The sequence below is a fragment of the Bacteroides sp. Phil13 genome, from assembly GCF_001940965.1.
Taxonomy (GTDB): Bacteria; Bacteroidota; Bacteroidia; order Bacteroidales; family Bacteroidaceae; genus Bacteroides; species Bacteroides intestinalis.
Map to the genome: position 1 here is coordinate 44180 of NZ_MSHA01000001.1, position 25362 is coordinate 69541.

Annotated in this window: 11 protein-coding genes; 1 reads left to right on the plus strand and 10 read right to left on the minus strand. The window is 47.3% G+C overall.

Annotated elements, in window-relative coordinates; genetic code table 11:
* Positions 1-3: 3 nt before the first annotated feature.
* The 8 genes from BWI44_RS00110 to BWI44_RS00145 all read right to left on the minus strand — a co-directional run bounded on the left by BWI44_RS00110 (position 4) and on the right by BWI44_RS00145 (position 16850).
* Positions 4-2703 (minus strand): endo-1,4-beta-xylanase, encoded by a 2700-nt coding sequence (locus BWI44_RS00110; protein WP_195208142.1) that lies wholly within the window; start codon positions 2701-2703, stop codon positions 4-6.
* A gap of 229 nt (positions 2704-2932) precedes the next feature.
* Complete coding sequence (locus tag BWI44_RS00115) at positions 2933-4429, minus strand: MFS transporter (protein ID WP_195208141.1); 1497 nt, start codon at positions 4427-4429, stop codon at positions 2933-2935.
* 31 nt (positions 4430-4460) lie between these two features.
* On the minus strand, positions 4461-6134 hold the full coding sequence (locus BWI44_RS00120; protein WP_195208140.1) for a sialate O-acetylesterase: 1674 nt from the start codon (positions 6132-6134) through the stop codon (positions 4461-4463).
* Between the two features lie 37 nt (positions 6135-6171).
* Positions 6172-7884 (minus strand): GH35 family beta-galactosidase, encoded by a 1713-nt coding sequence (locus BWI44_RS00125; protein ID WP_195208139.1) that lies wholly within the window; start codon positions 7882-7884, stop codon positions 6172-6174.
* 255 nt (positions 7885-8139) lie between these two features.
* Positions 8140-10488, minus strand: a complete 2349-nt coding sequence (locus BWI44_RS00130) for an endo-1,4-beta-xylanase (RefSeq protein ID WP_007666378.1) — start codon at positions 10486-10488, stop codon at positions 8140-8142.
* Positions 10489-10534: 46 nt separating this feature from the next.
* Positions 10535-11935, minus strand: coding sequence for a glycan-binding surface protein (locus BWI44_RS00135; protein ID WP_117706669.1), 1401 nt, complete (start codon positions 11933-11935; stop codon positions 10535-10537).
* Between the two features lie 15 nt (positions 11936-11950).
* Entirely contained in the window at positions 11951-13690 is a 1740-nt protein-coding gene (locus BWI44_RS00140) for a RagB/SusD family nutrient uptake outer membrane protein (RefSeq protein ID WP_195208138.1), read from the minus strand.
* A gap of 19 nt (positions 13691-13709) precedes the next feature.
* Complete coding sequence (locus BWI44_RS00145; protein ID WP_195208137.1) at positions 13710-16850, minus strand: SusC/RagA family TonB-linked outer membrane protein; 3141 nt, start codon at positions 16848-16850, stop codon at positions 13710-13712.
* A 762-nt stretch (positions 16851-17612) separates the two neighbouring features.
* Between BWI44_RS00145 and BWI44_RS00150 the strand changes: the two genes are divergently transcribed.
* Positions 17613-21707, plus strand: a complete 4095-nt coding sequence (locus BWI44_RS00150; RefSeq protein ID WP_195208136.1) for a hybrid sensor histidine kinase/response regulator transcription factor — start codon at positions 17613-17615, stop codon at positions 21705-21707.
* A 462-nt stretch (positions 21708-22169) separates the two neighbouring features.
* Here the strand turns inward: BWI44_RS00150 and BWI44_RS00155 are convergent, their stop codons facing one another.
* Positions 22170-24101, minus strand: coding sequence for a transglycosylase domain-containing protein (locus BWI44_RS00155; protein ID WP_195208135.1), 1932 nt, complete (start codon positions 24099-24101; stop codon positions 22170-22172).
* A gap of 5 nt (positions 24102-24106) precedes the next feature.
* Positions 24107-25318: a transporter gene (locus tag BWI44_RS00160; RefSeq protein ID WP_195208134.1), complete on the minus strand. Its 1212-nt coding sequence runs from the start codon at positions 25316-25318 to the stop codon at positions 24107-24109.
* Between the last annotated feature and the right edge of the window lie 44 nt (positions 25319-25362).

Sequence of the window (25362 nt, forward strand, 5' to 3'; positions counted from 1 at the left end):
TGGTTAATTCTGATAGTTTCCTGTGGCATAAATGCCGACCATGGTTCCGGTGAAACCTCCGGCTGTTTGCGTGCTTATCAGGTCGGCGGAGACAGGTTCGCCTACTTGCGTCCAGTTACCTTTAGGATTGGTGGAGTAGCTGAAGGTATAGTTTACTGCATTATCTCCTTCTACTTTCAGATATACTTTTTCATCTGTCCGGGGTAGCGGGCTGCCGGCTTGGCTGCACAGTCTGCCATGGCTGTATGTTTCCAGAAGCATGACGGGTTTGTCGTCTTTGTCCAGTGTCTTCCCGAAGCGAATATAGCAATTATCATCATGGAAACAGATAATACCTGCGAAATCCTTCGGCTGTTGTGGCACGAAGTCCAAGCCAGTCTGAGCTGTAAATGTCCAGTTATTAATCCAGCGACCGATGGCGGCGGGCTGACGCTTTTGGTTAAGATCGGTACTGCTGGCGGTCATTTCCAACTGTCCTTTACTGTTTATATCGTAGCAGGGCACCAATGGAGTGCGGATAAAAAATGCTTCTTTAGCCAGTCCGTTTGCTGTCCATAGTGGAGCAGGGCCATAGGAACGGTCGGCGGTATAAGTGATGACGTCACCCTCAGGAAGGATAATGGGCTGATTATCTTTCCAGGTCACCGGGAGCATGAAAGTTTCGCGTCCCATCACGTCATGACCGTCGCGGTAGGGGCGAACGCCAAGGAAGACGGCGTACCAGTCACCAGCGGGAGTTTCTACCAGGTCGGCATGACCGACACAGGTAACCGGATTAGGGCGGTCGCCCGGTAAGCCGCGTTGCGTCAATATCGGATTGATGGCACAAGGCTTGAAAGGACCGAACGGAGACGCAGAGGTGAAGATCACTTCCGAGTGGTTGGGACCCGTTCCACCTTCGGCAGCCATCAGATAGTATGTGCCGTTGATGTGGTAGAGGTGTGGACCTTCTATCCAAACGGGATGTTTGGTTTTGTCTATGCCCCCGTCAATAATCATCTTTTGTTTTCCTACGGTACAACCGCTTTTCCAGTCGAATTCGCGTATCCAGATAGCGCGGTGCCCATCATATTCGGGTTTTCCTGCCGGAGCGTCATTGTTCACAATATATGCTTTCCCGTCTTCGTCGAAGAGAAATCCGGGGTCGATGCCGCCCACTTCAGGCAGGAAAGTGGGATCACTCCAGTTTCCTTTCTTCGGATCATCTGTGGTGACGAAGAAGTTGCCGCCACCGTCTACGGCTGTGGTGATCAGATAGAACAGTCCGTTGTGAGGATTGTATTTGATGTCCGGAGCATAGATACCGCCGCTGATGCGCAGGCCGTCATACATGGGCAACTGTGAGGGACGGTTGAGGACATAGCCCAGTTGTTCCCAGTTCATCAAGTCTGTGCTATGCCAGATGGGTACTCCGGGGAAGAAGGCGAAAGAGGAGTTGACCATGTAATAGTCGTTTCCTACGCGGCAGATGCTCGGGTCGGGATAACACCCCGGTAACACGGGATTCAATGTGCCCGGTGTGGTAACCTGATCAGTTGCTTTATCGGTATCCCTGGGGGCTACCGTATACGTAAATTCATCGAACACGGCCTTTTTAGGTTCCAGAATTTCTTTCAGGAAGGGTTTGGGCCGATAATTACGGTCGAAGAGTAGGGGATATTCCCGCCTTCCCGGTACGGGCCAGTCGTTTTTCCAGGAGTCGCTGTCCGATACACCCCAGGCGGTTACGCGCGTAATGACGTCCGCGTGCTTAATGAAGAGTTCCATGAACGATTTCATGCGTGCATTCCACAGATTGGAAACACTATCCGGCAGAGCTTCGGGATAGGGGTTCAGGGCTTTCTCAAAGGCAACTTTGTCGGCAATATTTGCTCCGCGGTTTACGGTTGGCAAAGCACTCATGTCCCATTCCGTTATCATCACTTTTGCACCTGTGGAGGCAAAGGCGAGAAGGCTGGTTTCATATTCACCTATGCTTGGGTAATCCAATCCCATGTGTCCCTGCATACCTATGGCATCTACGCGCAGTCCTTTTTCTTTAAGTGAATTGACCATGCGCACCACTGCATCGCGGCGTCCCGGTTCGTGCATGCCGTAGTCGTTATAGTAGAGTTCTGCTTCCGGGTCTGCCTCATGTGCATATTGGAAAGCCAGCGAGATATATTCTTCTCCCAGTATCTCGTAGAACTTGCTCCGGCGGTAGCTTCCGTCTCCTTCGATGGCTTCGTTTACTACATCCCAGCCTTTAATGCGACCTTTGTACCGGCCCACGATGGTATGGATATGGCTTTTCAGCCGCTCTTTCAGGATTTCGGGTGAAACATTCTTCCCTTCGGCATCTACGCAGAACCAAGGTGAGAGCTGGGAATGCCACACCAGGCAATGCCCGATGATGAACATTCCGTTATCCTCGCCGAACTTAACGAATTCGTCTGCCAGGCTAAAGTCATATCTGTCTTCTTCCGGGTGTATCACTTCACTCTTCATGCAGTTTTCGGCCACAATGGAGTTGAAGTGACGGCGTACCACATCGACTCCGCTGGTGTCGCGACCCACAGTCTGTTCGGAATTGATGGCGACACCAACGAGGAATTTATTACCGAGAATATCTTTTAGAGTCGGGTCTGCCGCAACAGGTTTGTCACTGTTGCAAGACATTAATGCGGCAGCGCAGACTGATAATGCTAAATACTTTAATTTCATGCTACTTTAGTATGATTAATCCGTTAGAGGAATTAATGGTCTCCTCCCCGTGTCCGGATAAAGACCAAGACCGGGTTTGTGCAGTATCCGGTCCGTACCAACTCCGTAGCAAATTCGGTTAGAGGTACCTCTATCCGGATATGGTACGGAGCAAATAGGGATTTGAACCCTCTTTGATACGGCTCTGACAGGATGCTGAACGGCATCTAATTCCGCCAATGGGTTATGATTAATAATCTTCTTTACTTCTGCGTTCCGTCAACTCGGCCTGCATCTTTTCGTTATACTTCTTTGTAATAGGGTAGAAGTACAGCGCTATGACACCGATAAAGAACGTAACAGCCGGAATAATACTGGATGAAAGCACGATACCATGAATAGCCGATTCGCTTTGTGCAATCCCTGCGCCTGATATATAACCGAAACCGGAGAGCAGGAAACCCAAAATTGCGCCACCGATACCCAATCCGGCTTTCAGTGCAAACACCACACCTGCAAACACGAAACCCGTTGCACGGCGGTGATTGACATATTCCGAATGATCCGCTACGTCGGCAATCATAGCCCAAAGCAATGGAACGGTGGGAGCGTATGCCAAACTCTTGAGGAAGTTCAGGACGAACATTGTTTCTACATCCGTTTCATTCGGGAAATAGAAGAAGGCGGTAAACAGTGCCGTCAGCGCCAGACAAACAATAAACACCGACTTCTTTCCGAAACGGTTGGCCAGGAAACCGGACAGGAAGATAACGCCGAAGAACTGTACCACTGCTCCCAGCATGTTGAACACACCAAAGCCCACTTCATAAGCCTTTTCAGGACTGCTGACAATAAGGCCGAAAGCATTCAGTATCGTATAACCCACTGAGTCACTGGCTTGTGTAGCCACTAATCCCAGTTTATCGAGGAAGGCAAACAGTGCGCCCGAATCCACATAATTTTCAAAGTAGTAGTTCATAGCGCTTCCCCACATGGCGAGGGTAGTGAAAAGGAAGAGTGTCAGGATGAACATGGCCCGCCAAGGAATATTCTTGAATACATCCTTGATGTCTTTCCGGGTATCAGTTTTCTGATTTGCCGGCGGTGTGATACGTTCGCGGCTGGAGAAGAAGGTAATAACCAGGAACACGAAACCGATGACTGCAAATAAGGAAATAGTGCACAGCCAACCGTGCCCCTTATCACCGCTTTCACCAGCAAACTTGCTTACCAGCGGGAGCGTCAAGCCTTGTACCACAAACTGCGCAATAGTAGCGGCTACGAACCGGATAGACGTAATACTCGTACGTTCCTTGATGTCACTTGACATTACACCACCCAACGATGCATACGGGGTATTGTTGAACGAGTAAAGCGTCATCAACAAGGTATAAGAGATTGTAGCGTATACTGCTACCAAACCTTTATCCTCAATGCCGGGGTTGTAGAATGCCAGCACATAGAACATCATGAACGGCAATGCGGTCCAAAGTACCCATGGGCGGTATTTGCCCCATTTGGTTTGTGTACGGTCGGACAATATACCTACGGTAGGGTCTACAAAAGCGTCCACAATGCGGGCAATCAGCATCACTGATCCGGCAATGGCGCCTTCCAGACCGAAGACATCGGTATAAAACTTGGTTTGGTAAATCATCATCATCTGGAACACGAGGTTCGCAGAGCAATCTCCTAAACTATAGCCGATTTTCTCGGCCATAGACACTTTTTGACTTAGTGCGTTCATAGTGCTGTATTATTCAGTTATTAGTTATCTGTCATTTGTTATCTGTCTCCAACGCACTTTCTGCCGCACGTTGTCCCAGGGTTTTCTTATCCAATGGATGTATATCGTTCCATTCGCCTAGGTCGCTGTTGCGGATGAGACGAGTATTCCGGTTGGTTTCGGCTACTTTGGCTTGTTCCTTGCGCATCTCAGCCCATGCTTGCCTACCGCCGACGTCGTCTTTGGACAGGAAGTCCGCCAATTCTACAATGTAGAAAGGTAATTCCGGCTTGTCGAATGTGCTGCGCCAATCAGCAATCATAGCTGTCAACAGTGCGGCGTATTCATTGCGGCGGTCCACATTGGACTCTCCCTGATACCAGAGGACACCACGGATGCCATAGTTTTGTAACGGGGCAATCATGGCATTGTACAGGCATACCGGTTTGTAACAGAAGAACATCATTCCCGGAGCCGGAGGCATGGAAGCACCTAATCTGTATTTCCATTCTCCTTGCAGGCTTACTTCTTCATTTCCGCAAATAATCTTATAAGGCTTCTCTTTTACAAAGTGCGGATAACCGTTATTGCTGATGAGCCGTATAGTTACTGTGTTTTTTCCCGCTTTCAGTACACCTGCCGGAATGGTATAGATGCGTGGAGGATACTGGTAGGAAACAGTACCTACGAATGTACCGTTCACATAGACCGAGTCTGCATCTACAATGCAACCTAAGCGCAAGGTCGCTTCTTTTCCGTTCCACTCCTGCGGTACTTCCACTTTCTTGCGGAACCAGTGCGAACCGTTTATCGGATTCAAACCGTTGCTTCCCCAGTCGGTGGAGAATAAATCGACGGTCTGCCAGTCCTTATCGTTGTAGTTGGCGGCATACCAAGGTGTTGTTTCGTGCAGCCCTGCATCCCCCCGGTATAGGGAAGTGTTCCAGCGATAGAAGTTCAAACCTTCTGTCTGCTTAATGCTTTTCAGATACGCATCATCTTCATATTGCCGTTTCTCATTAATATACTTTGGAAATTCTTTCAGTCCTTCTTCGCTTATCCATGCCTCAACGGGAGTCCCGCCCCAACTGGAGTTTATCAGTCCGATGGGTATACTGTTCTTTTCATACATGGCTTTGGCAAAGAAGTAGGCCAAGGCGGAAAAGTTCATTACGTTTTCCTGCGTCAGCGGTTTCCAGGCAACGTAATCCGGCAAGTCCGCTTGCGGTGCATGGAAGTTGAAGATATTAGGTACTTTCAACTGCCGTATATTTGTGTTCTCATAAGCGGCAATTTCATCACGGAACATATCTGTTACCCGGCTGACAGGTAGTTCCATATTGGATTGGCCGGAGCACAACCATACATCTCCTACCAGAATATCTTTCAGTTCGATGTCATTAACTTGCAGAATGTAAGGTCCGCCCGGTTTCATTGCAGGCAGGGTGAGGGTCCACCTACCGTTTGCGTCTGCTGTAACCGTGTAAGCTACTTTCAGTTTACCACCTTTTACACCTGTAGGGGTGGCATTCTTTAGGAACTTCACCTGTACACTTTCTCCGGCATCTGCCGTGCCCCATACTTTGATGGGTTGCTCGCGTTGCAATACCATTCCGTCAGAAATCAAAGCAGGCAACTTTACCTTTGCGTCCACCATGGAAGTAGCGCAAAGGCAAAGCAGCACTGCCAGACTCAACCTAACTTTATTAAACCTAACCTTATTCATATCTAATTTTATCTTTTACCCACAACTTAATTACTACCTACTTATACTCGTACAATTTCACATGAAGTATCTGGAATTCTCCCACTGAGATGCGTACATGTCGCCCTTGGTGATCCTGATCACCATTCAGACGGCGGATATAAGAGAACGTACCGTCCTCGTCCACCTTCACTTCATCTACGGAACCGATGCCACAACGTGCTCCTTTCCACATCACCTTATCACTTATCACTTTATCACCCTTTCCTCCTGCCTGAGCAAATCCGTCTTCGCCCAATGCCTGGGATTTAATTTGATTTTCTGTAGCTTTTTCAAACTCGATAACGATGCCACTACCAGCTACTATATATTCGTTAGGTGCCAGTTTCAGTAATATACCTCCGCCTTCGGGCCATACACTGCCATCGGTGGCGCGCGCATCCCATGGAAGGGTAAAGAAATGGCGGCAAGTTATCTTCAGATCATCCTGATAAATGATACGTTCCTTATTTTCCTGATCGAAAAGTAATCCTTTCATTGTTCCTTTACCTTGATGCTTAGCCAGCAGCGGCATGAACTCCTTTAGCGTACGATAGCTTTTTACCAACGGAGAGTTAGGAGAGTCGGAACCACCTTCGATAGAGAACGGACTGATACCGATGGCATCATGTTCACCAAAGATGTAGAAAGCTCTTACGCCATTATTGTCTGTTAGTTTGATTTCGGGGATAAACAGCGGGTTGTTGTGCAATTTATATTGGGCTACCCAGTCTGTAAAGCCATTGTCGTACAGGTCGGGAGCAAGAAGGTCGATGCTGGGTGCTCCGCAATGCCATATATCAATAAGGTGTGCCAGCGGACCGGCAGAAGGATATTCTCCGGGTTTCCGGTTACGGCTGTTCATGGCAGCGTTCACGAATAGTGGAATATTGTAGATGGACCGGGCGCTTTGTGCCATTCTTTCCACATAACGGGCGTAGTGCCAGGCCATAAATAATTCATCGGTGTAGATATCGGCTCCGAATACTTCTTGCCAGGTACCTTGTTTCTTGCTACCTTGGCTTTCCCATTTCTCAAGCATCTGGGGGTGGAGCGTTTTCTTATTTTTCTGCAAATAACTCATTAATTCGGCAGGCACCGGTGCATTGAATAGTGCGTTGGCTTCTTTAGAATAGTCTCTTGCATCTTCCAGCATACCTATCTCATTTTCTATCTGTATCATGACGACGGTACCTTCCTCTTTATCAATGGCTGCGACGTGTTCCATCCACCCGGAAAAAGCACGGTTGTCGGCTTGGAATACATTTTCAGAGAATGCGCTGGCTATTTCGAGTGGTTTTCCTTTTTGTGTATAAGCACGCGGATATTTCTTATAGTTTTCTTTGAACCAGAAGGGAGCATAACAACTCATGGAGTTCTTCCAAGCACCGAACCAAAGAAAGATAACTTTCAGATCGTTCTGCCGGGCTTGACGGATAACTTTATCTGTGAGGGTGAAGTCGAATTGTCCTTCCTGCGGTTCTATCAAATCCCAGTATGCGGGAACGAGTACTGTATTCAGTCCCATCCGTTGCAGCTTCGGGAAGATACGTTCGATATCTTCTGTGCATGTTGCCGATGAATTTCCTAATTCACCGCCTAAAATAAGAAATGGTTTGCCGTCTACTACTAATTGAGTAGCGGTGCCTTGTTTTTGTAATGTACTCTTTTGAGCATTTACATACCCAACTGTCATCACACTCAAAACTAAAATGAAAATCCAATTCTTCATTGTTTGTCTCTGGTATTGATTTGAGATGTTTTCCATTGCAACAAAGATAGTGAGCTATAATTTAAAAAACTTTTCGCAATGTTGCAGAAAACTTCATTTCGGTTACATTATCCCCGAATGATGTTACATAATTTTTTGTTTATCGTACATCTTCCTGTTTCAGAGGATAAAACGGATGTTTTTACCGGATTTGCTGAATGATTGGGTGAATGGAATCCGGTAAGGCCGGAGCCTTACCGGATTTCTTGTTTTCACTTATTGATCAGCGGGAGTTTCTTCCTCTTTCACTTCGTAGGCTGCTTTCCAGTCGTCGCCGGTGAAGTCTTCGCTGATGTCACGTCCGGCAATACCGTCGCACACGCCCTTATAGGCCGGCTTGCGGGCATAGTTGGCATCGAAGAGATTGGGAGTGTCGCCTGTGAACCAGCCGGTGTGTTCGTCTGCGTGGTCGGACAAACTCCAGATGGTAAAGCCGGATTGCTGCGTAGCGGGCACGTTCTCCTTATAAGACTCGATAATCCAGCGATAGACATCCGCCTGTTTCATTAGCTGTTCGGCCGACGGATTAGCTGTAGGCTCATAAGTGTGGCGTACGTCAAGCTCGGTAATACGGATAATCTTACCCGTAGCGGCAAGTTTTTTGAACATTTCATCTATCTTTTCACGAGTCAGATCGGCTGCTACGGCGTGCATCTGTGTGCCTATACCGTCTACGATTGGGGCATTCGTCTCGTTGTGTTCGTCAATGTACTTCACAAAGTTAATCAGGGCATCCAGCTTAGCAGGGCTGACTTCCAGATTGTAGTCGTTGACGAAGAGCTTGGTTTCAGGTCTGCAATACTTGCGGGCATATTCAAAGGCCTTGGTGGCGTATTCCATGCCCAGATAGTAGCCCCAGTAGAAGTGGTTGCTTGCCCAGTTCAGGTTCAGCCCATCTTGTTCTACGGGTGCGGTATCGGGATTGCCGTCTGCATCTTCGCTTCCAAACACACCGTTGATTCCACGTACGCCTTTCGTACTGTCGTCGATAGGTTCATTGATGACATCCCAGCCTATCATACGGTCGCCCATGTGCTCGGCCATGCCTTTAATCCAAGTTTCCATGGCACCCAAGAGGGCGGTACGTTTCTCTTCAGGCGTTTTGTAGATGTAGGTCACGCCTCCTGCGGCGCGGGTCAGGTTTTTGGCCTTGGGCTGTGCTTCCTCGTTCTTCAAACCGAATTTAAAGTCATCAATCCATATGGTGCTGCCCGGAGTACCGCCAAACTGAACACCGAAGCGGACGATGTCGGCAGGATCAGAGGCGTTGTAGGTAAATTCTCCTTCGCATAGTGTCCAGTCGTTCAGTGCCGTGAAGCTGTCCTTGTAGATACCCGAATAACTTGCATTCTGTCCGATGGCCTGTACGGCGATGTTCATGTCGCTCTTGGTATAGAACGAGAAAGCGTAAGTGGCTCCCACTTCCAGAGGGGTGTCGAGTGCCCAGAAGAGTTGACTGTCGTAGTTCGCGGCCGTTTCGTCGGTCATGGTGAAGCGGATGGCTGTGTCGTCCGTACGTCCCGGCGCTTCTACACCGTATGTATATTTGCCCCACAGTCCGGTCCAACCGTTGGTGCCGTCGGCAAACGAAGGATTGGTGATGACGTTTTTCATCTTCTCTACCTTCTTCACGCCGAATTTCAGGTTGTCTATCCACACATTGCTGCCCGGTGTGCCGCCAAACTGGAAGCCTACACGGATAATATCGGTAGCCTCGGAAGCTGCGTTATAAGTGAATTCACCCGTCACGTGCAGCCAGTCGGCAGGAGCGGTATAGCTGTCCTTATAAATACCTGCGTATGATGCGTTCTGACCTATGAACTGCACGGCAATATCCATGTCGGACTTGATATCGGCAGAGAAAGCATACGTCACGCCGTCTTCCAAAGGGGAGGCGAGTGGCCAGAAAAGCTGGCAGTCGTAGTTCGCAGCCGTTTCTCCGGTCATGGTGAAGTGAATGGCATTATCGCTGTCCTTTCCGGGAGCTTCCACTGCATAAGTGTATTTTCCCCAAAGACCGGTCCATCCGTCGGTTCCGCTTTCGAAACCGGAGTTGGTAATGACATTCTCGCAGACATCGTCACCACCGATATCCTCAATCACTACTTCGGGAGCAATCAGCGATTTCAGGTACATTTGTTTCTGCTGCGTGTGCCACAGAAAACAGTGTCCGTACATTTTGGCGTCTGCCGGAATGGCATTTACAAAAGCATCTATGGTAGCGAAGTTCAGTTCACCCTTGTTGCCCACCACTGCATCATGCTTCATGGCATTTCCGGTGGTAAAGGTGTTGAAGTTTGCATCGGCCAGTTGCTTCACAGTCCCGTTATTTATATAATAGTCTGCTCCGATGCCTAAGCCTACGGTCATATTCGGAATATACTCAGCCGCATATTCCTTGATACTCTTGTAGTTGGCTATTTTTTCGGTTAAACTTAGTGGAATATCGGAGAGGTCGGCCTGTCCGTGCCCGTCAGGAGTACCCCATTCCATCTTATTATCCTCGCAGGCTGCCAAAGTCAATGCCATTGCCATTGCGGGAAGGATGATTCTATTTAATTTCATACTTTTTCAGTTTTAAGTTCTTAAAATAGTTGACGAGTTGAGAAGGTCATTCTTCTTCATCCGGGAAATCGGATACGATGGTCTTCTTGCAAGGCACTACGCGCCAGTTGTCCACATAGATTTTCTGGTTGAAGAGTGTCGATTCCACCGTTACGCCTCCAAAGGTGAAGTCGGTGTTGACGAATCCCATGCCGAAGTTGCGGTAAGATGCTCCGTTGCGGTCGTCTATTACCATTTGGAAAGTAGCTTCCTCCTCATTTTCCAATAAGGTGGCATATTTGTTGAACTGGCTAAAAGGAATGGTGACGGTTTGCCAGCCTTCGGTGTAGAAGGGCACCACTACTCCCTCTTTAATCCAAGGTACGCAGAATGCCACGGCATTGTTGGTGCCATCATCGTCCGATCCAATGCCGCTAATATTGAAGTTGTTCATAAGCGATATTTGGATGTGACCTGTTCCACTCCAAGGTTGCGGCACGTAGATATCAAACTGGAAGGCCACTTCGTTCACAGGCGTTTCTGCCGGAATCAGTCCGGTCATGCGGTTCCAGTCATCGGTAGGCTCGTCATTACCTGCCGTCCACCACTCGGACACGCGCGGTTTACCTGAGACAGCGCCGCCTGCATCCAGCATACGTTGAGGTACCAGCAGGGCACATTTGCCTCGTTTCCCCAGCGGATCGTCCGCTACGTCGTGCTCATCGTCGCACATGGACTTGCCGGCATCCCAGCTCCAAAATCCCTGTACGCCGGTGCCGTCGAAGTCGAGAATCATACAGCTCTTTTCGTTGAAGTAGGCGGGAGTGACAGCGGTTCCGTTGGCACCTTCCGAGGTGATACTTCCGCCTTGGCTCACGCCACCCGGCATGGTGAACGAGTACCATTCGCCATCCTCATCGCTCTCTATGCCTGCAGACACTTCCACGCCGCCCGGAAGGATCAACTTGAGTGTTTCTTGCAGGTTGGCTCCATAAACAATTACCTTTTCCCCCTCTAGTGGTAGAGTGTTGCTGATATGCGAGATTTGTGGGGAGGCGGCACGAACCACCAGATCCTTATAAACAAACTCCGAACCGTCTTTTACCAGACGGATGGTATTTCTCACTTCCTCTTCGGCTTCGGCCACGGGAGTTTCTTTGTTGAGTTGTACCAGCAATGACTGGTCGCTTACCAAAGCTCGATTAAAGTAAGTGTCATATCCGTTGATATACACTTTTCTCACTCCATACAGTCCGCTTCCGGACAGACGGATGACTTGTCCGAGTCGTGCAAACGTCACTTCGCGGTCGGGAACGGACGATTCCACGTCTTGCAGATAGACCTTATTCACTACAATCGGAGAGTTTTGCGCATCCTCCTCAAAATAGGCATCCTCGTCGTTGCAGGCAGTGAAGCCCATTGCCAGAAGTGCCATGCACAACAGTCGGGTATATTTCAGGTATTTCATGATTATTCGTTTATATTAGTTGAACAAATCTTCTTCAGAAACTTCTTTTTCTCCAAATTCATAAGCTACGGTCTGTAAGTTTCCGCTGGTATCGGGTTTCAGATAGGGGTTCTTGCTTTGGTCGGTGTCCGACATGGGCAATATGAGGCTGTTTGCCGTAGCTGTGGCTACACCGTTCCCCGGTTCCACATAGTCGGGGCTGATTTCATATACGCCCGATTCGGTCTGGTACTCGTAGCTGGCGTTACGCTGCTGGTGGTTCATGTAATTGATAACCTCCTGCTGGCGGTAATAGGAACGGCGCACGAGATCGTACCAATACTGTCCTTCGAAAGCAAATTCCATACGGCGTTCGTGGCGTAGGTCTTCGTAAGTAATGCTTTTTTTGCTTTCCATTTTTGCACGGGTGCGCACTCGGTTGAAATATTCCGTATCGGTGGTACTTGCACTGTTTCCCAAAACGGCTTCCGTATAATTCAGATAGACTTCGGCCAGACGCATCATGTAGGTATTGGTACCCGAGTTGCCCGGTTCGCTGATGCCGCCGTTGTCGGCCGTTGTGCCAATGACGTATTTCTTGATGTTTGCTCCCTGGTTACCCGGATTCTCGGTCTCGCCATAGGTATAACCTCCGTTTTTCATATTCATGTCCGGATAGAACTCGCCATACGAAGCTACCGAATAGTGGCGGCGGACAGCATCGTCCACGGTTTTACCCAGTGTCTCATCCTTATAGGTTTTGAATTCTTCCCATAGGTTCCAAGAACAATAGGTGGCGCCTCCCCAGGCATCTTTGTCGGCCACCATCGTAGACCATGCGAGGAAGCGGACCATTGTATTGCCGCAGGCGCTGCTGTTGGCCTGCGTGGCAGGTAACCATTGCAACTGGAAAAGGCTCTCGCTGTTATTGTTGAAGCTTTTGGCTGCGAACAAGTCTCCATAATTGTCTATCAGTCCAGCTCCCGATTCGGCAATCACCTTCAGGGCTGCCCGCTTCGCGAGATCAAGGTAGGTCTGGTTTCGTGTGCCACGGTTGAAATCGGTGGCAACGTTGCTTCCGTTATACAGGCCATCGGTGGTAAGTCCGGCCATAGAGAGGTAAACACGCGACAACATGCCGTAGGCACTGTAGCACGTCACCCGTCCTGCATCGGCAGGAGTCTTAGGCAGGTATTTGGCTGCATATTCCAGGTCGCGGATGGCAAACTCTATGACATCCACACCCGGGTTGGCGGGAACCACGTAATTGTTCACCATACTGGAGGTGTTGGTATAGATGATGCCCACTCCCCATAGGGAAGCGATGTACCAATAGGCCGTACCGCGCATGAAGCGTGCTTCGGCAATAGATGCACGCTTTGAGTCCTCGCTGAGGGTGGGGGCGGAATAGTCAGTGATATTGTTGATGGTATTGTTGGCCTGTGCCACTACGGAATAGAAGGAATTCCATGCATCGGTCAGACCTTGGCTCAGGGATGTTTCGCTTAGGTTGGTGTACGGGTAGATGTAGTCGGAATATTGGGCGGTGATGTTGTTGGCACGTCCATCGCCCATTCCATAATAGAACTTGTCATTAAAGCCTGCCCATACATAGTTGTAGAGAGGTGCGGTGGCTGCCCGTAATGCCGCTTCGGAGTCGAAGAAGGTCTGCTGGTTCAGGTCGTGCGTATTCTTCTGCTCCAGAAAGTCTTCGCATCCGGTCAGTGCCAGTACGCCTGTCAACGCAATAGTCGATATGATATATTTTGTTTTCATTGTCTTTTTTGTTTTAGGATTAGAATGATGCGGTCAAACCAAAGGTGTAGATGCGGGGCGAAGGATAACGTCCGTAGTCGATACCATTATATAAGGTATTGCCCCACAGACTGCCCACTTCCGGGTCGTAGCCTTTGTATTTGGTCCAAGTATATACATTCTGCAGGTTGGCATACACCTTCAGGTTCTGGATGGGAGTCTTCCCCAGCCATTTCTTGGGGAATGTGTAGCCCAGAGAGATGTTCTGTATGCGCAGATAAGAACCGTCTTCTATGTAGCGGTCGCTCACGCGCCAGTTGAAGTTTTTGGCACTGGCTGTGTAGAGGCGGGGTGACAAAGGGTCACCACCCGTTACGTGGAAGTTACGGAAGTCATCCGGTCCGTTGGGATCAATCTTCTCTACGATGGCATAGCCGGTGGATTTCAACAGGTTGCTGTTGGCGCCCGACTGTTCCAGCCAGCGACGGTTGTAGTTCAGTACGTCGTTGCCGTAGCTGCCACTCAGGAATATGGCCAGGTCGAAGCCCTTCCAGGAGAAGGTGTTTCCTATGCCGTAGGTGAACTTAGGTTCGGGATTTCCGATAAATGTCTGGTCGTTGTTGTCTATTTTCCCGTCATTGTTAATGTCGGCAAAGATGTAATCGCCCAGCCACGTTTCTCCTTGGGCAATGCCTTGGTTGATGGGGCGTGCCACTTCCTTAACAGCTCCATTGGCATCTGTGTAGTAGAAGTCGGTAGGTTCGTCAAAACGTCCGATTACCTTATATCCCCAGAACTGTGCGATGGGTTTTCCTGCTACGGAGTTGGTTACGGTTTGTGTATCTGAACCCACTTGCAGGGAGTAGGGCAGGCTACCGGTTTCGGTATCCATTTCCACCACCTTGTTGCGGTTGAGTGAGAATACGAAGTTGCTTCTCCATTGGAAGTCCTTGGTGTCGATGTTCACGGTATTCAGGGTCAGTTCCACACCTTTGTTCTCAAGCGAGCCTATATTGCTCCAGGGATTGCTGGCAGCACCTTGACCGGACGAGCCCAAGAATGCGGGTAGAGCCACTTGCAGCAGCATATCCTTGGTTTTCTTGTAGTAGAAGTCGGCGATGAACTCAATGCGGTTGTCGAAGAGGTTCAGATCCAGACCTAGGTTGGTGGAATAGGTCGTTTCCCACTTCAGGTCGGGATTAGCGGTATTGCCGTTCAGTACACCGTTACCCCACGGGGTGTTCTTGGTGGCAAGCAGGGCGATATAGGCCCAGTCTTGCACGTTCTGGTTACCGGTAGTACCCCAACCCAAGCGGATTTTCAGGTTGTTGATGATCGGATTGTCCTTGAGGAACGTCTCGTTGCTTGCTTTCCATGCCAGGGCTGCAGAAGGGAACCATCCCCAGCGGTTGTTTTTGGCAAACTTGGAAGAACCGTCGCGTCGGATGGTGGCCGTTAGCAGGTAGCGGTCGGCAAACGAGTAGAAGGCGCGTCCGAAGTAGGAAAGGATGGAGCTGTTGTCCTGATAACCCGAACCGTCCACTTGTCCGCCTGCACTGGGGTCTTGGGCGGAATTGGACAGATAGCCTGTGGCACGGCTCTCCTGGGTCTCCCAATGGTTTTCGCTCATTTCCTGTCCCACCATAGCGTTGATGTTGTGCTTGTCGTTGAACGTGCGGTTGTAGGTCAGTATGTTGCGCCAGCTCCAGTATTTGGAATCATTCTTGGTCCAGCGACCCGTGCGGGTGTTGTTTACTTTCACACCGAAGGTGAAGTCCGGTTCATAATAGTAATACTTGTTCAGGTTGTAGTCGGTGGAGAGTTCTGTCTTCAGGGTCAGCCCTTTCAACAGCGTGGCTTCCAGATAGGTACTGAAACGGAAATTCTCTTTCTTGTTGTTGTTGGTGCGGATTTCGGCCAGTGCCACGGGGTTGTCGGGCATGTATTGGTCGTCCGGACCGTCATAGGACCCGTCTGCCGAAGTGACGGCGGTAGAAGGTTGCGATTGCAGGGCAGTCATGATAATGTTATTGTCGGCACCCACTTTTTGCTTGCTGTCCGACATGGAGAAGTTGATACCTCCCTTCAGCCAGCTCTTGATTTGAGCTTCCAGATTGCCTCGCAGGGAGAGACGTTTGAAGCCGGATCCCAAAGCGATACCCGCCTGATCCAAATAGCCTGCACTGAATGCGTAGGTCACTTTTTCCTGACCGCCTGTGATGGATATATTATGGCTGGTCATCAAGGCGTTGCGATACAGCTCGTCTTGCCAGTCGGTTCCTTCGCCCAGTAATTCAGGATTGACGAAATTGTTGCTATGAGCCACAATCTGTGCATCGGCACGCACGTTGTGGTGGGCGGCATATTCGCGTAAATTCATCATTTCCAGTTTCTTGGGCATGCTTTGCCAGCCTACATAGCCATCGTAGGTGATGGTAGCCTCACCGGCTTTGCCTCGTTTAGTAGTAATCATGATGACACCGTTAGAAGCACGTGCACCATAGATGGCGGTGGCGGAAGCATCCTTCAGCACGTCCATGGAGACAATGTCCGAAGGGTTAATGCTGGACAACGGGTTGGAGGTTCCGTTGTCACTGCTTGAAGAGTCTACTATTACGCCATCTATCACAAAGATAGGTTGATTAGTGGCGTTCAGTGAGTTGATACCACGGATGCGGATGGCGGAGCTACCGCCCGGTGTACCTGTGTTTGCCTGAATCTGCACACCGGCAGCACGGCCTTGCAATACTTGGTCGATAGAAGTCGGAACCGACTTCTTGATGGCCTGGTCATTAACCGATACCACCGAACCTGTCAGGTCTGAACGTTTCATCTGTCCGTAACCTACCACTACGACTTCGTCCAGCATTTCAGCATCTTCTTTCAGGGTAACGTTGATTTGTGTCTTCCCGGCTACAGGAATTTCTTGAGTCTTGTAACCCACAAATGAAATTACGATGGTACTGTTGGATGGAACATTCAGCGTGAAGTTACCGTCAATGTCGGTAATAATACCGTTACTGGTGCCTTTCTGCACTACGCTCGCACCGATAACTGATTCTCCTGTGGCGTCCTTCACCACACCTTTCACAGTGATGTTCTGTGAAAATGCCCATAGAGGTATCAGGCATAATAAGAATAGAAGCCCCAAAGGCTTAAAACAATAATTTGTGCATTTCATAATGAAATTAATTTAGTTGGATAACAATAATATTCTCTTTCTTTATTAAAGATGTGAAGACGTGCATTTCATTTTTAAGTTTCCATATTTGTATTCAATTAGATTAAGTGATTAAACATTCCTTTTCGTTTGTGACAAAGATATTCTATAATATGAAGAAGCAGGCATTTTATTGTAGCCTGTGTTACATTTAAATGTAACATGACTTTTCCCTGTGTTACAAAATCATTTGCTGGTGTTACGTTCGGGCTTAATTGACACCCGAAAGATACATATTCAAGTGATAAATCCCATATTTTCTTGTTTTTTTCTTTCTGATGGTACTTATGAGTAAAATATGCAAATCAGGAGTTGAATTATGTTCGTTATTATACGGTTATGAGTTAAACCAATGCTTGAAATTTACTCTTCTATATTTACATCTGACCCGAGTCGTTATTTGAGGTACCCTCAGTCGTTATTTTAGGCAACCTCAGTCGTTATGTAAGGGTACCTCAGTCGTTATGTGAGGGTACCTCAGTCGTTATGTGAGATGCAGTCCTCTTAAAATCCTGAAATACAGAGCACTACAACCTCACATTTTCATCTTTTTATTTAAAAATTAAGATTTTCGGACAAAAGTGAACGGTAATTTATCTTTAAACTTATAATTGACTACACGAAAGCAGTCGCCATCAACGGACTAAAAACTCATTTCTGGCGGAATATGAATTAATTCCGAAAGTTTTCACTATCTTTGTTTACCTTTAAGTATAGAATGCAATGAAAACAGCTCCTAACAAAGCCCCCCTTATAGTCTTATTGTTGTGCTTGGTTGTTCTGCCTTTGGCAGCGCAGACCGGTAAGTTTTATTCCACTAACAATGAATTATCCAGCAGTCTTATCAACCAGATCTTTCAGGATAAGCGTGGATTCATCTGGATAGCTACTGAGTACGGACTGAACCGTTTCGATGGGCTTCGGTTTTCTAACTATAAACATGTGTCCGGCGACTCCACTTCCATCAAAAACAATTATGTGCGCACGCTTTTTGAAGACAGTCGGCAGAATCTGCTGGTAGGCTGCATTGACGGGTTGATGAAGTATGATTCGGAAACAGATACTTTCCGGGAGATTCCAATGATACGTGCGGGCAAGCGGGTTTTTCCACACATCACGCAGATGCAGAAATTGCATAATGGTGAGATTTGGGTGGTAACTACCGGGCAGGGCATTTTCCGCTTGGACGAAGAGAAGCAGCAGGCGGAGTCCATTGACGCTATCATGAGGCAAGTGAATTATAACTTTCAGTCGAACTTATATGAAGACTCTCATTACAATATATGGATCGGTACGGAAGGACATGGATTGATCTGCTATCTGCCTGCTACGCAGGAAGTTCGTGTGTTCAGATACCCGGTGATTAATGATAACTATGTGTCGGCTATCGGTGAAGATAAGTACGGGAATTTGTTTATTGGCACTCAAAAGCATGGCTTGTCCCGTTATGAGCGTGAGCAGAACCGCTTTGTTCCTGTTCCCTATATGGGCGGTGAGGAACTGTCCATCTATTGTCTGACGTTAGTGGACGACCGTTTGCTGATCGGTACCGACGGTCAGGGACTGAAGACTTACAACCGGATGACCGGAAAGATAGAGGATTATAGTATCAATTCCGCGCCGCTGGATTTTTCGGAAGGAAAGATACACGCTATCATGGAAGACCGAGACAAGAACCTGTGGGTAGGATTATTTCAGAAGGGTATTGTACTGATGCCGAAGCAGGAAAATCCGTTTGAGTATTATGGCAATAAGTCCATTCATTATAATCCCATCGGACAAGGATGTGTAATGTCTATTTATCAGGACAGTAATCGTCATCTGTGGGTAGGGGCGGACAATGAAGGAATATTTGAACTGGATGCGGAAGGAAAGAGGCTGCGACATTATCAGCCCGGCAATGACCCGCGTTCGATGGCTAATACTATTATGTGTATGTACGAGGATACGAACGGAGATTTTTGGCTCGGCACGTACACCCGGGGATTGGCAAAACTAAACCGAAGAACCGGTGAGTGTGAGTACCCGCTGCCCGTTGACAACGAGAAGATATTCTCAATTACGGAAGACCGGCATAAGAATCTTTATATCGCTACTTTCGGTTCGGGTTTCTATCAGTATAATCTGATGACGAAAGAGTTGAAACACTACGAGTCGTCTAAAGACGAAACGGGCGACCTGACGAGGAATGAATTGGCCAATGACTGGGTGAACTACATCTTTTGTGACAGTGAGGGAATGATCTGGCTGGGGCATTATAAAGGCATTAGTTGTTTCAATCCGGTTAATGAGAGTTTTATTAATTACCGGAAGGTGAACACCCTGGTTGAAGACCGGGTGGGCTATGTAGTGCAAGAAGACCATGCCGGAAATATCTGGGCAGGTACGACAGACGGTTTATATTGCTTCAACAAGAAGACTGATGAGCTTACTTGCTTTACGGTGGCGGATGGTTTGCCGAATAATGTAATCTGTGGAATTTGTGAGGACGAGGAGCACAATATGTGGATCAGCACCTATATGGGTATCTGCAAGTATGATGCTAAAACCGGCCGTTATATCAATTATTATGCGGGCGATGGTTTGCAGGGAAACGAGTTTACGCACGGTGCATTCTATAAGGACGAGGCTGGGAAAGTCTATTTCGGTGGAATCAATGGTATCACTTATTTTCAGCCTTCATCTATAGAGAGCGTGCTGAAAGATACCAAGGTCTGGATTACGGATTTCTCTATCTTTAACCAGCCTGTACGGAAGAATACACGTTCGGGAAGACATACCGTTATTTATACATCTGTGCCGGATGCGAATATGTTCCAGTTGGCTCATTATGATAATACGTTCAGCATTGTGTTCTCTACGTTGCAATACAACAATCCGGAACAGATATCCTATCAGTATAAGATTGAAGAACTGAGTAACCAGTGGCTTAGCACTGAGCCGGGGGTGAACCGGGTGACGTATAATAATCTTCTGCCCGGCAAATATACTTTCCATGTGCGGGCGTTGAGTCATGGCAATCTTTCGGAGATACGTACTGTGAAGATACTGATTACTCCGCCCTGGTATGAGATGTGGTGGGCGTATTGTATTTATGCGTTCCTGTTCGGCTTGCTTGTATTGGGTATTGTGAATTATATCCTGTCGCGTATGCGCCATCGCCGTGAAATCATGAAGCGCGAACATGCCGAACAATTGAATGAAGCGAAGCTGCAGTTCTTCATCAATATCTCGCATGAGATACGTACTCCGATGACGCTGATTATTAATCCTCTGGAGAAATTGCTGGCTGAAAAGAAGGGAGGAGAAGTACAGAAGACTTACCTGATGATTTACCGGAATGCACAACGTATTCTTCGCCTGATAAACCAATTGATGGACATTCGTAAGCTGGATAAAGGACAGATGTTCATGAAATTCCGGGAGACGGATATGGTGGGTTTCATTGACGATGTGATGCTTACTTTCGACTATATGGCGCGGAAGAAGAAGATACATTTCAGTTTCGAACACGTCATGCCGCAGTTGAAGGTATGGGTGGATATGAATAACTTCGATAAGATACTGATGAATATATTCTCCAATGCCTTTAAGTACACACCGGAGCAAGGAGAGATTACGGTTACACTTTCTACCGGACGTGATTCCACCCGGCGCGATCCGCTGAAGGAGTACTTTGAAATAACTGTGACGGATAACGGCATCGGACTCGACCGGGAAAAGATAGAGCGTATCTTCGAACGGTTCTATCAGATAGATAATGATGTGACTAAATCGAACTTCGGTACGGGTATCGGTTTGCATTTGTCCCGTTCATTGGTGGAACTGCATCATGGCATCATCCTGGCAGAGAATCGGGAAGATGCTCCGGGTAGCCGTTTTATTATCCGTATACCGTTGGGCTCTGCCCATCTGCGTACGGACGAACTGGAAGATGTGGAAGCAGTCATCACCCCTCATACCGTGTGGGTTAAACCAGAGAAGACGGATTTAGAGGGAGCCTTTGAAGAAGAAGAGGACGAAGAAAGCAAGAAGGCGGGTAAGTCGAAAAATCGCATGCGCATATTGATAGTGGAGGATGAGGAAGAAATCCTCTCTTACCTGAAAGAAGAATTGGAAGGGGATTATCGGATTATGACCCGGAAGAATGGTAGGGAGGCTTATGATACGATCCTTGCAGATACTCCTGACTTGGTGATCAGCGATATCATGATGCCGGAAATGGATGGATTATCATTATGTCGGAAGATTAAGCAGAATACGAATGTCAATCATGTGCCTGTAATCTTGTTAACGGCTAAATCCAAGCCCGAGGATACCATGGAAGGTATGGCAACCGGTGCGGATGCTTATATGGTGAAGCCTTTCAATACGGAACTTCTGAAGAGTACGATTGCTAATCTGATTGCTAACCGTAAACTGCTGAAGAGCAAGTTCAGCGGTGCGCAGCAGCAGGAAGATAAGGTACAGAAGTTGAGTATGAAATCGGCAGATGAGATATTGATGAGTAAGATAATGAAGGTTATCAACGAGAATCTGTCCAATCCGGATCTCAATGTGGAAATGTTGGCGGCGAATGTGGGCTTAAGTCGTGTCCATGTGCACCGGAAACTGAAAGAACTGACAAATCTTTCGGCACGCGACTTTATTAAGAATATCCGCTTACAGCAGGCTGCTGCCTTGTTGAAAGAGAAGAAACTGACAGTATCCGAAGTAGCGTATGCTACGGGCTACACGAACTTGTCGCATTTTTCCAGTTCTTTCAAGGAAGTGCATGGCATGTCGCCTAAGGAGTATATGTTGGCGCATCAGGGATAAGTTTTAGGAATTTATTTAATATGGACGGGTTATGAACAAAATGTGATAAGGTGGTAGGGTGATAAAGTGATAGCGGGATAAGACTCTTTGATATATAGCGCAGCCACTTTATCACCCTATCACACCTTACCACCTTATCACTCTTTTTTTATTCCTTCCTTTTCCGATATGAGTTAGATGGTGATTCATTGTATATTTCATCAGTTGGTAATTATACTTACAAAAAACTTGTAAATTTCTTCCTTTCCTTCAGCTACTCCTCCGATTCGTTGAGTGAATCTGATTCAGTCAGTGACTGAATGCCTTTCACTCAGTGACTGAATGCCTTTCAGTCCCTGACTCATTGTACCCCCATCCTGAAGGTATCTGAGAGAGGGTGGGGAAAGTGACAAGACAAGAAAGAAAAGAGATAAAAATTGCATATAAAAAACATAGATTTATTCATTTTTGTACAGTTTTGCTTTATTGCCAACCTTCACTTACAAAACTTGATTTAGCCACTCCTTTTAGTACCACATTATTAATGTTTACCTGTGCCGCTTGTGCATCGGTAATCACTTCTTTCTTGGCCAGTCTTTCTGCAATCAGGCGGAAGTAACCTTCCTGACTCTCTTGCAGTTTGCCGCCTGTAGTAAATGAGTTTTTGAAGTGTTTCGGTTTAGGAACAATGGAAGCAAGAAAGATAGATTCCTCTATACTCAATTGTGAAGGACGCTTGGCGAAATAGAAATCAGCTGCTTCATGGATACCGTAAACCATAGGCCCCCATTCGGCTATATTCAGGTAAACTTCGTACATGCGGGCCTTTGGGGTGAGGTGTTCGGTTTCGATGAGCCAGACGATAAGCGCTTCTTCCAGTTTGCGGGCTATATTCTTATTGCGGTTCAGGAAGACATTCTTTACTAATTGCATGGAGATCGTGCTACCTCCGCGAGCAAATTTACGGACTTCCAGATCATGAATCAAAGCTTCGCGCATAGCGTCCGGCAGGAATCCCCGGTGATAGAAGAATGCTCCGTCTTCACTTTGCATAACAGACATTTGCAGCAAGGGAGAAATGCTGTCCAGTGGTGTAAAATGTTCCCATGACGGACCGACAGGGAACGTATATACCGGTTGTCCGTTTTCGTAAGCTGTATAGATAAACTCACCGGACATCTTACCCAAATCCGTCTTTCCATAATGAAGAATACGGAAATCTTTCTCCTTCAGTTCCGATTCAAACTTTAGGCTATCCAGTTGTGAGAAATCTACATCCAGTAGAAAATGATAAGCTAATTGTCCGGTAGTGCTGAGGTCTTCCAGATTCTCGAAAAGTCCTTTGGGCAGCGAACCGAACAGTTCTTCCGAAGTGAACCAGGGTTTACGAACGGAAACTGTAAAGTGCCACTCTTTTTGATTGGTCTTTTCTCCAACGCGCTCTGCCCTTAAATAAGGATGAAAGGTCAATGCATTGAAGCGTACAAGGCTGGCGCTATCCAGTTCTACAGCCTGTGGACTGACATTAACATAGAAGTCCAGTTGACCGCGATCCAGATTGATGGTTTCGGGAGACAATCGTTTATGATATACTTGCAATCCCCGTACTTCCGACTGGCCGACCAAGCGAGTGATTCCGCCACTTACCTTTTCCTGTGAGAAATTACATGTCAGGCTGTCAAATTGTACTTCTGCACCAAATCGGCGGTTGATATAGGGAACAGTCAGTTGTGGAGCATGCAAAGTGGCATACAACCGTCTTTCCGAAGGATTAAATTCTCCTTCAGTATTCCATTGTTGATTTAAACTGTCTTCCTGAACTGTTATTTCGGACAGGAAATGGTAGTCGTCAATAACGAAACGGGGAATGCGGAAACTGACAAAGTTATGATCTTTCCGTTCAGTGATAGTAAGGTGGGTGAGTTCTCCATTGCCGGGTAATAATCCGAAAAGGAGGTTTAATGTTGTATTGATGCGACGGGTATAATCGGTACTGGAACTTTGTTCACTGGGAGAGGTGGGCTCGGCAGAAGTACGGAAAAGAAAATCGTAATTAGCTATGGAGTCCTTTTTAATGAAATTGAGTGAGAGGCCGTCGAGCCGGACTTCTTTAATCTTGATATCTCCCCACATCAGTTTCCAAAGGCCGATACGAACATTGAGGGATTGCAGGGCAAACAGTGTATCTCTTTCCTGCGGAACTACGCTCAGTCCGTCGATAGCGATTGTGTTCAGGCCCTTCATATGGAGTTCTCTGTAGCTGATATCCAGCCCATAACGCTGTTCCAGTAGGGTAATACGTTGATCTGCGATGTGACGCAGTAGGCTTCCCCGAAAGATAAAAATTCCTGCTGATAAAAGAAATAGCAGCATGAGACATGCTACTATTATTCTTTTTACTTTTCGTTTTATCATACTCTTTACTTTTCTTTACTTCCTTTCCAGATAGAGAGTACTTTCCTTCGTATCAGAAGAATATTCAAGGCAGATACTGCTATAAATAAGATACTTCCAGCCAAAATACAGGGTAGGAGAGACCCGGTTTCCAATTGTGGAATGAGAGTTTGCAGGACGCCTGTATAGTAAGATCTTAACCAGGCCACATCGCCTATGGCAAGGATCAGTACCAGCAAATTCAATCCTACGGTCAATACGTGATAAGGTAATGCGACTTTAGAAGGACTGTAACCTATTAATAACAGGTTCTCCAACTTTGCCGTATTCTTTTGAAGCAGCAGGAATACGCTTAACATCAGGATATAGAAAGAGAGGATGCTGATGAACAGTCCCACGCCGGAAACAATACCTGTGATAAGGCGGAGGAAATAAGTGGTCTTTCCGGCATCCAGATTGTCCCCTTCGGTCTCATAGTTCTTCAGTTGAAAATAGTCGGTGATGGTTGTGTCCGTAGGGTTCTTTACTTCTACGATCAGGCGGGAAGGCTGTGCTTCTCTTTCGGATGCGAAAGCCTGATTGGCCCATTCCATAAACGATTGTGGAACAAGGATAGTGTTCAAGCGGTTGGAGAAACCGACAATATTCCCTTTGTATTGTTCTACACGTCCGTTGCCATGCAGCACAATGTCCATTTGTATCAGTCCCATTACACCTTCCGACAACTTCGGCAGGTTGCGGCTCTGTGCGAAACCGAAGTTATAAAGGTTCAGGTAGTTACGGGGAATGATAATAGGTATGGTTTGTGTACCTTCGTCAAAGTGCCATTTGTCCAAGCTGACATCTACAAACTCATCGGGAACAGATTCAAAAAACATATCCGTAGAGATGCGGATACCGGCTTGCTCCATTCCCAGCCCTGCTGATACTTTGAAAAGGGTAGGTGTAAAAGCGCCTACACTACGTGTGAAGGGTTGTGCTTCCAGTTCCTTAATTTCATCTTTGGAGAAAGTATTGCTTTGTCCGGTAATACTGCCGAGGGTGCTGATCTTTTTGGTAGCGATGATATAATCCTTCTTCATGAAACTATCTCCCTGCGTGAAGACGGGAAGGACATCTTTATAAAATTGCACGCTCAACAATACAATCAGCATCCCAAAGATATTGGCGAGGAAAAAGCCGGTCAGTTGTCCGATACTGATGTGTTGGCGGAGAAGTTTCCAAACAAGTTTGTTCATTGAAGTTCTATGTTCTTTTATTAGTGATTAGCGTTTAGTGATAG